Source organism: Flaviflexus sp. (assembly GCF_052087705.1).
GTDB classification, from domain to species: Bacteria; Actinomycetota; Actinomycetes; order Actinomycetales; family Actinomycetaceae; genus Flaviflexus; species Flaviflexus ciconiae.
On record NZ_JBQCYC010000010.1, the window covers coordinates 1 to 14,255 of the forward strand.

Here is a 14,255-nt window from a genome sequence, read left to right on the forward strand (position 1 = left end):
CGTTTCATGCCACGACGCGCAAAACGCCCGCTACACACTCAATTATGAAGAGCCCGTTATCGACTCCTGCACCGTTCGGGTGGGTATTCGCACCGTGGACGTCGTGGGGCACGAGTTCCACATCAACGGGAAACCGTTCTACTTCCGCGGGTTCGGCATGCACGAGGATCACGACACGATCGGCAAGGGCCACAGCGATGCCCTCATGGTCCACGACTTCGAACTCCTGTCGTGGATCGGGGCGAATTCGCTCCGAACCTCCCACTACCCGTACGCGGAAGAGGTTCTCGACTATGCGGACGAGCACGGCGTCGTCGTCATCGACGAGGCCGCTGCGGTCGGAATGAACAAAGTTGTGGGTGCAACCTTCGGTGGGAAGATCGACAGGGTGTTCGGACCGGATGATGTTTCCGAAGAAACGCAGGCAGCTCATGCGGCACACCTGTCAGAACTTGTTGCGCGGGACAAGAACCATCCCAGTGTCGTCATGTGGTCCATTGCGAAGGAACCCGAATCGCATACGGAAGAGTCCGAAGCTTATTTCGCACCCCTCTTTGAGCTCACTCGCCGCCTCGATCCGACGCGTCCCGTCGGATATGTGAATGTTCAGTTCTCGCCGGCTTCCGACGACCGGCTCGCCACATACTCCGACGTACTCATGATCAACCGGTACTACGGCTGGTACACGCAAACCGGTCACATCCCTCCGGCATTGACGCTCTCGACCAGAAGCTGACCGACTGGGAAGCGTACGGTAAGCCCAAGATCGCGACAGAGTTCGGGGCCGACACGGTTGGGGGACTTCACTCGCTTACCGGAGCCATGTGGTCGGAAGAGTTTCAGGCGGAGATCGTCGAAGCCTATCTCGACCTGTTCGCCCTCCACCCCGGTGTGCAGGGCGAGCACCTGTGGAACTTTGCCGACTTCCAAACCGGACATGGGATCGTCCGCGTGGACGGTAACAAGAAGAGCGCCTTCACCCGCGATCGGAAGCCCAAGGCCGTTGTGCATCTCCTGCGCAAGCGCTGGACTGGTCTACGCGATCTTGGAACACCGCAAGACTAGCGGGTAGGGGTCGAAGCCAGGGCGTACGCAGAGATCCGGGGTGCCTAAGCGTGAACCTATGTCGGAATGGGAACTGAGGGGTTTACAGGATGCTCGGGAAGAGAGCTTTCCGCTGGGTATGAGCGCTTGGAGGAGAGTAAAGAATTCACCAGGTGATGCTCGCCACCTTTACGGGAAACGTTCAGGCTAAACCCAGGTTATGACGCGGGAACAGTCACGGTAACCCCCGAGAATAGGAGGGAAGGCGCTGGGGCCCTCCGGAAGGCGGGGATGCTCGCCGCCGGAAGGACCTCCAACCGCCCGGCCGGTCACGTGACCGGAAGAAGAGTTCGTATGAAGTACGCCCCACGGGGCGCAGACATCATCCGACAGGTGAGGGAGACGATGGCAGAAGGACAGGCAGGACCGCATTCGCGCAGTATCGACGATATTGCCAAAGAACTTGAAGTACAGGTTGAAGGCTTAACGAACTCGCGAAGTGCCGTGAACGAGGAGTGTAATGAAACAGTGCCGGAGTACCCCAAGGGTGCTGCGGCACTGCCCGTCGATACTGCCAACTCATAATCGACTCGGTAACGATGTGCCACCGGACAGCCGAAAGCAACTTGCGCCGCGGGACGTCCTCGCCGGGCGACGAAGATTCACCTGGCTCAGGTGCGACGGAGGAGCGGATTACTGCCTGGTGGCGTGCCGTCGACACCGGGCTTCGTAGGCCTCGGCGCCACCCACCTGACGCTCATCAATCTCCAGAGGATCGCCCAAATCCTGGTTGGAAGCGGGCTGGTGAAAGGAGGCGGGTGCCCCGCATACCGAACAGTCCGCGGTGAGCTTCTCAACGCGCTCGGCGACTGCCATGAGCTCCGGAATCGGCGAGAACGGCCTGCCGTCAAACGTGACCGACAGGCCGCAGACCACGACATCGACGCCTCGATCGAGGAGTGCGTCTACCACATTCATGAGCTCCGCTCCAAAGAACTGTGCCTCGTCAACTGCCACGGCCTCCGCGACCTCGGCGAACGGCAAAATGTCGCGGGCCTGGGTTACGGGTATCGCCGGGATCGACCGACCATCATGTGTCGAAATATCACCAATCCCGCGGCGAGTATCGATGGCGTGAGTAAAAACAGCAACGATCTTTTCGTGAACTGCAAAGCTCTTCACGACCTCCAGCAAGCGAGCCGACTTGCCGGAAAACATGGGCCCGGCAATCACCGTGAGAGTGCCGGTGCCTCCGCGATTATCGTTACTGAATTCGTTCATCTCCATGCCTCCTCGCCCGATCTTATCGGGAGCAAAGGGCAAACCTCCCGGGCTACTTGATTGTGAATCGAGTGCTGAAACGGCGCCCATAACAAGTGTCAAGAAAAACGGGTGCGGCCACCTATACGACCGCGCCGGTTAGGAACTATTCGATCGTGTCAGCCAATGCATTGGTTCGCGGTGAAGCGTTACTGACCCTGGGGAGGCATGTACCGATAGTCGTTCTGGGGAGAATGCTCCGACCCCAGCCCGGTTCCCGACGCCTGCCAACCAGACTGCGGTGCTTGCTGGGGGCTGGGCTGGTAAGGGGAGTAGCCATGCGGGGCTGGAGGCTGCTGGTACGAAGCCTGCTGAGGATACGTTCCCTGCCCTTGGTAAGCACCGTGGGTGGGATAAGACACCTGCTGGTAAAAGTCCTGATGTTCGGCGACCGGCTGCTGAGGCTGGCCGACCGGTGACTGCCAGCCCTGCAGACCGCCCTGGGTTGGGGGCGCCCCGGCGGTCCCCGTGAGCTGGGCCTGGAGTTTGGCCAGGTCGTTCTTGTCGTAACCGAACTTGAGGGAGACGAGCTTCGAGTTCGTCGGTACGTGCCACAGCTTGCCGTCAACCAAGGCAAGGTCGCCCGGAAAGCGAACGGGGTAGGTGCCGGTCGTGATGCCGATCGGTGTCTTCACCTTCACTTCGTGGCGGCTGATCTGAACTGTCGGGATGAACCGAACGAGGCAACCAAGGATGAGGAAGATCGGGCCGGCGAAAAAGTAGATCGGCCGGTCGCCAAAGATCGCGATGCTCAGAAACACTGCACCGAGCACAAGGTACAGAATTGTGATGGGCAGGCTAATGCGAATGTTCAGAGGAGTCACCACGTTAGGGTAATCGAATCGGTTATCCGAAGTAACCGCGAGGCTGCCTTGCAGACGGGGTGAACTCCCCAAATTGCACACTCTCCTTAACAACATAGGGCAGGGCTAGTCTCTGTTGCGCGTATGAATTGCCCTCACTTGGCCATATTGGGCCTCGCCATACCCCATGACAGGCCGCGTTCAGGAAGGAGCTCGGCGGTCATGGACAACCTGCAGTCAGGAAGACGGGTATGCAGAAAGACCGCCTTCCATTCCCGCGCCGTGCGGGGATGGTGAGCGGCCTTCTGTTGTTGCTTGGCTTATGACGGGTAGGTAGAACTCCGGCGTCACCACTTGACGGTAACGGGGGAGTGAGGCGTTACGTTACCCTCGGCATCGGTTGCGCCCAGGCAGTCGGCAAAAGCGTCGATGAAGGCGCCCATGCCCTCTTCGAATGTTTGCCGGTCCGGCCCAAGGGCCTCGAGCGCCGTGCGATAAACATCGAGGGCGTATTCGAGGCTACGTTCGTAAAGGTCCCGGCCTTCCGGGGTTGGTTTGAACTGGTAGGCGGTTCTTCGGTCCGGTCTGGTTCGTGACAGCAGCCCCTTCTCCAAGGCGCCGTTGACCTGTCTATTTGCGGTTGACTGTTCGATTTGGAGACCTTCGGCGATCTCCTTGAGCGTGCGCGTCCGGCCATCCGTAAACAGCCACATGATTCTCATATGGGCCGACGTCATCGCCGACCTCAGTGTCAATATCCGGCGTAGTCGATCGAGCCGGTCCAAATGTCCGGCCATAACTCTCTCTTGTCTCTCCCTTGGGATCTCTTCTGCACTCATGTCCTCACATCCCTCAGCATCGCGCCTCGTCGCACGGGGCACGACGAACGCTTTCACGGTGCCGATCATCCTTTTCATTCATCACTGAACTCATATCATGCTAGTACTTAAGACCCGCCATGTATATGGCATTTAAGGTATGTCAACGTTTATGACAGGTCGACTTGTTGCCAAGCAGGCACTGTTTACATCGCTTACATCGGGTTATGGCCGTCTAGAGTTAAATCTGTTCACTTTGCTGTTGGCGGCTTATGAACGAATCCCCGTCTCTCGTAGCAAAATGCTCGCAATTGGCGCTAGCACGCACTTACGCGCATGCTGCCCTTCGGGTTCTCACGGTTATGCGCGGGAGTCGGCGATGGCAGGATGGGCAAGCGGGAGGACTCACCTCTCGCGTTTTGTCGGCGTTTCCCTGACGGATTCACCGGCACTCTCACCGGCGAAATTGCCTCGATCTATCTCAGCGTGTCCGAATCGGCGTGTCGGAGGATGTGGACACTCTTTGAGCGACGCTTACCTTCTTCATGTGGCCTGGATAGGTCGTGCGCCTTGGGAGTCCTCAAGCCGCTCGTCCTACTCGTCCGCGACAAATTGCTTCCTCCCCTTCCACGACGTGCGGCCCGTGGCCAATTTGGACTCTCGGGCATGTACAAATATGATGCTCACCACGCAAGAGGTCATTACGTGGGCAACCGTGATTTTTGTTGGATTTTCAATCTAAGATGAGAGCCGTATTATCCACAGAGTATGTGCGTCCACCCGGCGCTCCTAAGGTCATCGAATGTTTAGCTTCCGCCGTTCCACGGCCCTTCCACTTGTTGCCGCACTCAGTCTTGTTCTAGCGGGTTGTTCATCCGAAACGGATAATGGCGAAAGTAACGGGGGAGAGCCCGTTGAAGGTGGCACTCTCACCTTCGCTACCGGCGACGCCGAACCCACCTGCCTGGACCCTCATGTTGGCGGCAACATGCCCCAGCAGATCGCGGGCATTCACGTCACCGAGTCTCTGTTTACGATGACGGAAGAGGGCGAGATCGAGCCGTGGCTTGCGGAGTCGGGGGAGATGTCCGAAGACGGCATGACCTGGACCTTCACGCTCAAGGAGGACGTTGAGTTCACCGATGGAACCCCGTTTGATGCCGAGGCTGTGAAGGCAAACGTTGAGCATCTGCAGGACCCTGCGACCGAGTCCTCAACCGGTTACCTGGCCCTGGAGCACGTCGAATCGGTTGAGCCTGTCGGTTCTCACACGGCCGTGTTCCACATGACTGAGCCGGATGCTGCTCTCATGGAATCCTTCGCACAGACCTGGCTTGCCATGCAGTCACCGACCGCCATGGAGCGCGGCATGGAAGAGAACTGCGAATCCCCGGTCGGCACCGGCCCGTTCATCGTCTCCGAATGGAACAAGCAGCACTCGATCACCTACACGCGCAACGAGAACTACAACAGCGCACCCGCCACCGCCGATCACGAAGGTCCCGCCTACCTGGAGACACTGGAGATCCGGTTCATGCCGGATGCTACCTCCCGCTATGCTGCCCTTCAGGCCGGTGAAGTCGACGTCATCGACTCGGCCCAACCCGACACGATTTCTCAGGCCCGGGCCTCCGACGGCCCGATCAAGGACCTGCTTGGTGTCCGCTCCGGTGCCTCCACCCGCCTTGAGCTCAACACCGGCGGCAACACCTTCTCCGATCCGCTCGTCCGCCAGGCCTTCATGCACGCCTCCGATATCGAAACGGGTGTCGAAACGCTGTTCTTCGGGACGGTAGAACGGTCGACGAGCATGGTCGCTTCCAGCACCCCGCACGGCACCAGCCACGATGATGGTGCGTTCGACTACGATCAGGAACTCGCCAACGAACTGCTTGACGAGGCCGGTTGGGAGATGGGCGAGGATGGCATCCGCACCAAGGACGGCGAACGCCTCACCGTTCGGATCCCCGTCTCAACGCACCAGTCAATCCCTGCCGAGCAGTCGCTCATCGAACAGATTCAGGCCCAGTCCCGCGAGGTAGGCTTCGATGTGACGATCGATCCCATGGATCTGGCCTCCTGGTACGCGGCGGCCGGCGCCTGGAAATTCGATGCGATTACCGCCCCGTACGGCAAGTCAAGCCCCGACGTGATGCGTATCATCTTCCACTCCGACGGCATCGAACCCGCGCCGTCTGGCTACCACGCCAACAACATCAACGTCCGTAACGACGAGCTCGATGCACTTCTGGAACAGGCGAACCAGACGACAGACGAGGCCGAGCGCGGAGATCTTTACGCACAGGCTCAGCAGATCATTGTTGACGGTGCTTATGTCATGCCGCTGTACGACTGGCAGACCCGCGTTCTGTACTCCGAGGACGTCCAGGGGCTGCGGCTCGAGACAAACCTGTCGACTCCGTGGTTCGCTGACGCCTGGATTAACGAGTGACACGAGTCGCGAAAGCGACCGTACTACGGCTCGGAGGATTCATTCTTGTCCTCTGGGCCGTAGCCACCATCGTCTTCTTAGCGATGAAGGCGATCCCCGGCGACGAAGTCGATGCGATCCTCGGCCCGGGCTCCAATGCCTCGGATGAGGCGGTGGCGTTAGCGATCGACACCCACGGTCTCAACAAGCCCCTCGTCATCCAGTACCTCATCCAACTGAAGTCGATCTTCACTCTCGACTGGGGAATCAGCTTCTCGCTCGACGACCCCGTCATTGACGTCATTTCCGAGCAGCTGCCCGCAACCCTGACGCTGGCTTTCGCGGCCCTCGGTCTCGCCTGGGTCCTCGCTCTTGTCATGGCTCTCATCAGCGTCTTTGGCAGGCTCCCGTGGCGGATCATCTCCATGATCGAGGTTGTCTCGGCTGCGCTACCGCACTTCGCGCTTGCCATCGTCCTCATTGTCATCTTCTCGACCTGGTTGGGTGTCCTCCCTCCCGTCAGTACCCGAGACCCAATCTCAATTGTGCTTCCAGCCCTCACGCTCGCACTACCCACCGCAGGTTTCCTGGGGCAGGTGATGCGGGAATCGATGATGGATGCGATGGAGGCGCCGTTTGCGGTCTCCGCTCGTGCTCGCGGTGAAACCACCATCGGCCTGTTCCGCCGCCACCTGCTCCGCCACGCCATCCTCCCCGCCATCTCCCTGGCCGGATGGGCGTTTGGCTCGCTCATGTCCGGTGCCGTTGTGGTGGAAGAAGTCTTCGCACGCCAGGGAATCGGTAAGACCCTGCTATCTGCCGTCGGGGTACGGGACATGCCGCTCGTTATCGGAATTCTCATGGTGATTGCGGTCGTCTACTGCTTTGTCACCATTGTCGTCGATCTCGTTGAGGCCGCTGTCGATCCGAGGGTAAGGAAGGCCGCATGAGCGTCCCGGTTCTTGCCAAAACAAAGTCCCGTACCGGTCTCGGCTGGGCAGGCTGGCTGTCCGCCGCGTTTATCGCCCTGCTTCTTGTCTGTGCCTTCTTCCCTGGACTCATTGCTCCCGGCAATCCGCTCGCCGTTGATCCCGGTTCAGGCTTCCAGGCACCATCAGCGGAGCACTGGTTCGGTACCGACGAGTCGGGGAGAGACACGTTTACTCGCCTCGTTCACGGCACCGGTGATTCCCTCGTCATCGGCGTCGCAGCCACGAGCATAGGTCTCATTCTCGCCATCATTCTCGGCATTGGTTCTGCACTCGGTCCCCGCTGGCTCGACTTCACGCTCAGCCGCTTTATCGAGGTTCTGTTCGCCCTCCCCGGCATCGTCCTCGCCCTCCTCCTCATCACGGCCATTGGCCCCGGCGTTGTCACATCCACGATTGCCGTTGGCCTGGCCACCGCACCCGGATACGCCCGGATGATCCGCACCCAGACGGTAAAGATTGCTCGCTCCGGCTACGTCGAAGCGGATCGTGCACTCGGCCGCACACCGGGCCAGATCCTCCGCAGGAGGATCCTCCCGAACCTGGTCGTCCCACTCTTTGTCATCGCCACCCTTGGCATCGGCCAGGGAGTCGTGTGGGCATCATCCCTGTCCTACCTTGGCCTTGGCGTATCACCACCGTCGCCCGAGTGGGGAGCAATGATGAATGCTGGTCGCACCTACCTGACCTCGAGCGCCTGGTGGTTAACCTTCTTCCCGGGCCTCGCCATCATCCTGACCGCCGTATCGACAACTGTTCTGTCACGAGCGATCTCCGCAGCGTCGAGGAGGGCATGATGGAACCGATCTACTCCGTAAGCGACCTCTCGGTCTCGTTCGATCGCCAGGTGGTCAACAAAGTTTCCTTCGACCTCGTCCCCGGACGATGCCTCGCCCTCGTCGGCGAATCAGGTTCAGGTAAATCCGTCACCGCCCGTAGTCTCCTGGGTTTGGCGGGAACCGGTTCCTCGGTGACCGGCAGTTTGCGCCTGAACGATCAGGAGATGATCGACGCGAAGAACAGAACCTGGACGAAGACCAGGGGCCGAGACATCGGCCTCGTCCTCCAAGATGCTCTTGTCTCGCTCGATCCGCTTCGTCCTATCGGCCGGGAGGTGGGGGATGCTCTGCGGCTGTCCACGGATACCAAGCCCGCTGATATTCCGCTTCGCACAGTAGAGCTACTCACCAAGGTCGGGCTCGACGATCCGCAGCACCGAGCACGCCAGCGTTCCGAACAGCTTTCCGGTGGGCAACGCCAGCGCGCGCTCATTGCCGCAGCAATCGCGGCCGACCCGCCGATCATTATTGCGGATGAGCCGACCACGGCTCTTGACCGTACGGTTCAGCGTCACATTGTTGACCTGCTGGGTTCCTTGCGGGACGAGGGGAAGGCCCTCCTTCTCATCACTCACGACCTCTCCATCGTCGAACAGATCGCCGACGATGTGTACGTGATGATGGACGGGGAAATCGTGGAATCAGGCCCGGCGAGCCGGGTGCTCACCGCACCGGAGCATCGAAAGACCCGCCAGCTCATCGAATCCGTCCCCATGCGAGCAACGCGCCCGGCTCGAGCTCCTGCTAAGGCCGTACTTCAAGGAACAAATCTTGTCCGGATCTTCCCCAGCAAGGGTTCACTACCTGACAGTCACGCGGTCGACGGAGTAAGTGTGGCACTTGAAAAAGGGGAGACTCTTGGGCTTGTCGGGGCCTCCGGCTCGGGCAAGACAACCCTTGCTCGTCTCCTCCTGGGACTCGACACCCCGACAAGAGGTGAAGTCACGCTTCTGGGCGAGCCCTGGTCGGATATCCCCGAACAGGAACGGCGCCAGCGCCGGTCGAAGATCTCAATCATCTACCAGGACGCACTGTCGTCCTTCGATCCCCGTACCCGCGTTGGTTCGATCCTCGCGGATGCTGTTTCTCTCGGCGGCGAACCATCGTGGAAGAGGGCTAGCGAGGCCACGAAGGAGAAGGTTTACGGACTTCTTGACGACGTGGGCCTAGCGCACGAGACCGTGCAACGCCGTCCCCTTCACCTCTCCGGTGGCATGCGTCAACGCGTTGCAATTGCCAGAGCGTTGGCAACCGAGCCAGAAATCCTTGTTTCCGACGAGCCAGTATCTTCCCTTGACGTCACTGTCCAGGCCGAGATTCTTGATCTGCTTGATGAGCTACAGCAGTCCCGCGGGCTTACCCAGCTGTTCATTTCCCACGACCTTGGCGTTATCGGCCAAGTCGCCGACCGCATTGCGGTCATGGCTGAGGGCAAGATCGTGGAAATCGGCAATCGGGACGAGGTTCTCGACAATCCCTCCCACGACGTAACCCGCACTCTGATAGGTGATCTGGATAGCGGGGCATAGTCCGCATTTAGCTGCCGACGTTCTTTGTCGGCGCCGTATCGTTGTTACGCGGCGGTTTCCTCGAGGCTGGCCAACGGAGCATTCACGAAGGCGGGCACAATGATAATCGGCTCGACGTGGGGTGGCCCTGGCCGCATCATCCACGGGGCAGCGTCATCCACGTGCTGCACCGCATTGCTGTCGAGTACGTGAGGCGTGCCATCGTGGATAGTTTCGGAGTGGACGGCGAGAGAGCCTCCTAGGGGAGGAGATCGAAGCCGGCACGGATCGGTGAGCACGCGATAACGGCGATGAATGCACCGCCAAGAACGAACACCTTCTTCACGGTTCCGCAGTAAACGCCACTTGCAAACGTGCGGTTCATAAGAGATGTGCACGCGTGCGGTTAAGAAGAGCTGTACAAACGTGCAGATAAGAAATGAGGGCGGATAGTCATCCCCAATTAATTCGATACTGGGTTCGCCTTGGCTGTTCGCCCAGACCGTAATGAGAGCGGGGCTCTAGGGCTGTGGCTGAGCATATGGCTAGGGTGTCCATATGACCCATTACGATCTGCTCCTTATTGGCACCGGTTCAGGTAACTCGCTCCCGGGCCCAGAGTTTCACGACCTGTCCATTGCCCTCGTGGAGAAGGGAACCTTTGGCGGCACCTGCCTCAACGTCGGTTGCATCCCGACCAAGATGTTTGCCTACACCGCCGAAGTTGCTGCCACCCCCGCAAACTCTGCCCGGTTCGGTGTGGATCAGACTCTGAACTCGGTTGATTGGCCCGCGATTCGCGACCGCATCTTTGGTCGCATCGACCCAATTGCCGAGTCGGGCGAAGAGTATCGGGTGACCCACGAGGACAATCGGAACATGACCGTGTACCGCGGCGTCGGCCACTTCACCGGTCCGAAAACTATGGTGGTGGCCACGGCTAATGGGGATGAAGAGATTACCGCCGACCGTGTGGTTATCGCAGCCGGTTCGCGACCGTCGTTCCCCGATGTCGAGGGAATTGAAGCCATTAGCGCCCACACCTCGGATTCGGTCATGAGGCTCGAGGAACTGCCTGCCACGATGATCGTTCTGGGATCCGGGTTTATTGCGGCTGAGATGGCGCACGTATTCTCGTCCCTCGGTGTTCACGTCACCCTGATTGCCCGCTCTCAGGTCATGCTCCGGGCCCAGGACCACGACGTAGCCGAGACTTACACGCGACTTGCTGGCGACACGTACGACGTCAAGCTGGGCTTTGCCGCATCGAAGGTCGTCCGCAATGAGAATGGCTCCGTGACAATCACGGGTGCGGTTGACGGCGTGCTCAGCTCGGTCACCGCCGACGAGATCCTCGTTGCCACGGGACGAGTCTCGAACGCGGACAATCTTGACGTCGCTGCCGCCGGGATCGGCATGCGCACGGACGGCCGGGTGGCTGTCGACACGTACCAGCGCGTTCTAAACCCCGCCGGAGAAGTCCTTGACGGAGTCTTCGCCCTCGGAGACGTGTCGTCGCAGTACCAGCTCAAGCATGTGGCAAACAAGGAAGCAAAGTCGGTCCGGCACAACCTCCTCCACCCGGATTCCATGATCGAAACAGATCACCGCTTCGTCCCCTCCGCCGTCTTCGGACACCCCCAGATCGCAACTGTTGGGCTCACCGAAAACCAGGCGCGAGAAGCAGGGTATGACATCGTGGTAGCCCGCCAAGAGTACGCCGGCATCGCCTACGGATGGGCGATGGAGGACACGACAGGGTTCACGAAGATCATTGCCGAGAAGGGCACGACCAAGATCCTCGGCGCCCACATCATCGGCCCGCACGCGCCCACCCTCATCCAAATCCTCATCCAAGCCATGTCGACCGGACAAACCGCCGCCGACATCGCTTCCACCCAGTACTGGATCCACCCCGCCATGCCCGAACTCATCGAGAACGCGCTCCTGCAGATCACCGACTGATAACACGTTAGCGGGATTTGGCTGATCACTATAGCCGGATCCTGCTACCTGATGAGCACCGTCGGGGCACCCGGCTTTAGCTTCTGCGGAAGCCTAGCCCCAGGCACTCGCCAAGACGCACGTGTGGGCCGCATATTGCGGCCCACACGGCTCTGATAGGTCAGTATCAGATACTCGCTGGTGTTGTCATCCGCGCTGGTTGCCGCGCACGACGTTCACGAACGGCTGGCTGGTCAGGTAGTTGCCGACCTGGCGGCGCACGAGGCGGTTCATGCGGGGGAGCATAGCCTGCGTGTTGCCTCCCACGTGAGAGGTGATGAGAAGCGCCTTGTCCCACAGCGGATGGCCGTCGGGGAGCGGCTCCGGGTCGGTCACGTCGAGAGTGATGCGCAGACGGTCCGCGTGCTTGATTAGGGCGTCGGTATCGGCAACCTTGCCACGGGCAACGTTCACGAGGATCGAACCATCGGGCATGGCTGACAGGAACGCATCGTCAACGAGCTTGTCGGTCTGCTCGTTGTGCGGGACAACAACGATAACGGAGTCGGCCTTGGGGAGGAGTTCCGGCAGGTCGTTCATGTCGTACACCTGGCCGTACATGTCTTCGCGGCGGCGGGAGGCCACACGGATCACGTTGGTCTCGAACGGGGCGAGGCGCTGGGCGATTGCGGTGCCGACGCCACCGATGCCGACGAGAACGATCGTGGTGTCCGCAAGACCAAGAGTGTCGAACTGGTCCCACGTCTTTTCGCTCTGGGAGGCCAGAGAGCGGTCCACCTCGCGGGCCGCATACAGCAACATTGCCATGGTGTGCTCTGCGGTCGCGGTCTCGTGAACCGTTGCAGCGTTAGCAACGAGTAGGTCGCCTGGAAGTTCCTTCGGGATCGAGTCGTATCCAATGGAACCAAGCTGCAGGAGCTTCGTGCCAGTGTCGGCAACCCGCTCGACAAGATCGGGAGTGGTGGCGTGGGGTGCGACAGCAATGTCAATGTGATCGGCGGGCGGGGGCGACTTAAAATCCCACTCCAGGACGGTGATGCCAGGGATGTCGAGATCGATGGTCCAGTCCGGGGAGATTGCTACGGTTACGTTACTCACCTCTCCAACCTACAACGCTTCTGTCGTCCAGACCACCTGATTGGAGCGGCGACCCGTGGATGATTCACGCCGTGAGATAAATTCCTTACCGTCCGGCCCTGAAGGCCAACATGTGTAGGGGAACGGAATTCAGATGTTGTAGACAAAGTCGGCGGCACCCCTGGGCGCCGCCGGCTGTTTACTTATCAGTCGATTCGATTATGAGTTTGTTTTATTCCGCTGGTCGTTGCGGAAACTCAATCTAGTCGGCGGCGTTATCAAGAACGGTCTCGAGCTCGGTGAGGGGCAGATCGAACGCTTCGGCCACGCCCTTCTCGACAAGCTTGCCCCGGGTCGCTTGGAGGCCGAGGGCAAGATCGTGGCGTTCCTTCATGGCAGCGAACGGTCCGTTTGCAAGGGCCTTGATGTAGGGCAGGGTCTGGTCCGTCAGGGCCGTCGTAGCGGAAACTGGGACGGCGCCCGGCATGTTACCCACGCAGTAGTAGATCCGGTTATCGGTGCGGTACACCGGGTCGTGGTGGGAGGTGGGGCGGGAACCCTGGAAGCAGCCGCCCTGGTCGATTGCGACGTCAACGAGGAGAACATCGTCCTTGAGGCTGTCGAACATGTCTTCGGTGACGAGCTGGGGTGTGCGGGCACCCGGGATCAATGCCGTGCCAATGATGACATCGGAGAGGGCCGCCTCATCCCGGATGTGTGCGGGGGAGGACGTGTGAGTGCGGACCTTGGTTCCGTACTCCCGGTCAAGTCCGCGCAGCTTCTCGGTGTTGACATCCATGATTGTCACGTCTGCTCCCATGCCGACCGCGACCTTCGCTGCGTGAGAACCAACGGTGCCCGCGCCGAGGATCAGGGTACGTACGGGCGGCACGCCGGGAACGCCTCCCATGAGGCGTCCGGGACCACCGAAAGGCTTCATAAGCTGGTGGGCGGCCTCCTGCGGGGCGAGACGGCCCGCGATCTCGGACATCGGCATGAGAAGAGGAAGGGACTTATTCCGAAGCTGGACAGTCTCGTACGCGATAGCCGTGACACCGGAGTCAACGACCCGGCGGCTCAGTTCCTCGTCAGCTGCGAGATGGAAGTAGGTGAAGACCGTCAGCCCCTCACGCAGATATTCGAGCTCGTGCCCGATCGGTTCCTTCACCTTGATCAGTAACTCGGCGTTTTTCCAGACCTCTTCGGCGGAGTCCGTGATTTCGGCTCCAGCATCTCGATAGGCATCATCGGAGCAACGGGCTCCCATGCCGGCGCCCGACTGGACGAGGACGGTGTGACCGGCGGCCGTCAGTTCTGCCGCTCCTGCGGGCGTGAGACCAACGCGCGCTTCGTCGTCTTTGATCTCGACGGGGATACCAATGATCATGCTCAGGCCTTTCTTCTGTGCGTCCTATCGTAGTTCGGTAAAAGCAGGACGCCCACTTCAACGCTCGGGAAACT

At 60.1% G+C, this 14,255-nt stretch carries 14 protein-coding genes; 8 read left to right on the plus strand and 6 right to left on the minus strand.

Features of this window, described 5'->3' with window-relative positions; genetic code table 11:
* The 3 genes from ACTHUY_RS06705 to ACTHUY_RS06715 form a co-directional block, all read left to right on the plus strand.
* Positions 1 to 736, plus strand: a 736-nt coding sequence (locus tag ACTHUY_RS06705) for a glycoside hydrolase family 2 TIM barrel-domain containing protein (RefSeq protein ID WP_441654720.1), incomplete at its 5' end; no start/stop codon positions are given.
* 29 nt (positions 737 to 765) lie between these two features.
* On the plus strand, positions 766 to 1,065 hold the full coding sequence (locus ACTHUY_RS06710; protein ID WP_441654764.1) for a glycoside hydrolase family 2 TIM barrel-domain containing protein: 300 nt from the start codon (positions 766 to 768) through the stop codon (positions 1,063 to 1,065).
* Between the two features lie 384 nt (positions 1,066 to 1,449).
* Positions 1,450 to 1,629 carry a hypothetical protein gene (locus tag ACTHUY_RS06715; protein WP_441654721.1) on the plus strand — a complete coding sequence of 60 codons (180 nt, stop codon included), beginning with the start codon at positions 1,450 to 1,452 and terminating at the stop codon, positions 1,627 to 1,629.
* A 108-nt stretch (positions 1,630 to 1,737) separates the two neighbouring features.
* Here the strand turns inward: ACTHUY_RS06715 and ACTHUY_RS06720 are convergent, their stop codons facing one another.
* The 3 genes from ACTHUY_RS06720 to ACTHUY_RS06730 form a co-directional block, all read right to left on the minus strand.
* Positions 1,738 to 2,331 (minus strand): thymidine kinase, encoded by a 594-nt coding sequence (locus ACTHUY_RS06720; protein WP_441654722.1) that lies wholly within the window; start codon positions 2,329 to 2,331, stop codon positions 1,738 to 1,740.
* Positions 2,332 to 2,513: 182 nt separating this feature from the next.
* Positions 2,514 to 3,188, minus strand: coding sequence for a hypothetical protein (locus ACTHUY_RS06725; RefSeq protein WP_441654723.1), 675 nt, complete (start codon positions 3,186 to 3,188; stop codon positions 2,514 to 2,516).
* A gap of 326 nt (positions 3,189 to 3,514) precedes the next feature.
* Positions 3,515 to 3,904, minus strand: a complete 390-nt coding sequence (locus tag ACTHUY_RS06730) for a MarR family winged helix-turn-helix transcriptional regulator (RefSeq protein WP_164719763.1) — start codon at positions 3,902 to 3,904, stop codon at positions 3,515 to 3,517.
* Positions 3,905 to 4,787: 883 nt separating this feature from the next.
* On the opposite strand from ACTHUY_RS06730, the gene ACTHUY_RS06735 reads away from it, so the two are divergent.
* From ACTHUY_RS06735 to nikE, 4 genes are read left to right on the plus strand one after another with little or no spacing between them, the layout of a single operon-like run.
* On the plus strand, positions 4,788 to 6,437 hold the full coding sequence (locus tag ACTHUY_RS06735) for an ABC transporter substrate-binding protein (protein ID WP_441676002.1): 1,650 nt from the start codon (positions 4,788 to 4,790) through the stop codon (positions 6,435 to 6,437).
* The gene (locus ACTHUY_RS06740) at positions 6,434 to 7,366 is read left to right on the plus strand and encodes an ABC transporter permease (RefSeq protein ID WP_441654725.1); all 933 of its coding nucleotides are present in this window, start codon (positions 6,434 to 6,436) and stop codon (positions 7,364 to 7,366) included. Before ACTHUY_RS06735 ends, ACTHUY_RS06740 begins: the two co-directional genes overlap by 4 nt.
* A complete protein-coding gene (locus tag ACTHUY_RS06745; RefSeq protein WP_441654726.1) occupies positions 7,363 to 8,202 on the plus strand; it encodes an ABC transporter permease in 840 nt (279 codons plus the stop codon). Before ACTHUY_RS06740 ends, ACTHUY_RS06745 begins: the two co-directional genes overlap by 4 nt.
* Positions 8,199 to 9,773 (plus strand): nickel ABC transporter ATP-binding protein NikE, encoded by a 1,575-nt coding sequence (nikE, locus tag ACTHUY_RS06750; protein WP_441654727.1) that lies wholly within the window; start codon positions 8,199 to 8,201, stop codon positions 9,771 to 9,773. Before ACTHUY_RS06745 ends, nikE begins: the two co-directional genes overlap by 4 nt.
* A 238-nt stretch (positions 9,774 to 10,011) precedes the next feature.
* Here nikE and ACTHUY_RS06755 read toward each other — a convergent pair whose 3' ends face one another.
* The gene (locus tag ACTHUY_RS06755) at positions 10,012 to 10,137 is read right to left on the minus strand and encodes a hypothetical protein (protein WP_441654728.1); all 126 of its coding nucleotides are present in this window, start codon (positions 10,135 to 10,137) and stop codon (positions 10,012 to 10,014) included.
* A gap of 173 nt (positions 10,138 to 10,310) precedes the next feature.
* Here ACTHUY_RS06755 and ACTHUY_RS06760 point away from each other — a divergent pair, with 173 nt between their 5' ends.
* Positions 10,311 to 11,717, plus strand: a complete 1,407-nt coding sequence (locus ACTHUY_RS06760; RefSeq protein ID WP_441654729.1) for a mycothione reductase — start codon at positions 10,311 to 10,313, stop codon at positions 11,715 to 11,717.
* Positions 11,718 to 11,903: 186 nt separating this feature from the next.
* Here the strand turns inward: ACTHUY_RS06760 and ACTHUY_RS06765 are convergent, their stop codons facing one another.
* A complete protein-coding gene (locus tag ACTHUY_RS06765; protein ID WP_441654730.1) occupies positions 11,904 to 12,815 on the minus strand; it encodes an NAD(P)-dependent oxidoreductase in 912 nt (303 codons plus the stop codon).
* Positions 12,816 to 13,056: 241 nt separating this feature from the next.
* Positions 13,057 to 14,181 carry an alanine dehydrogenase gene (ald, locus tag ACTHUY_RS06770; protein ID WP_441654731.1) on the minus strand — a complete coding sequence of 375 codons (1,125 nt, stop codon included), beginning with the start codon at positions 14,179 to 14,181 and terminating at the stop codon, positions 13,057 to 13,059.
* Between the last annotated feature and the right edge of the window lie 74 nt (positions 14,182 to 14,255).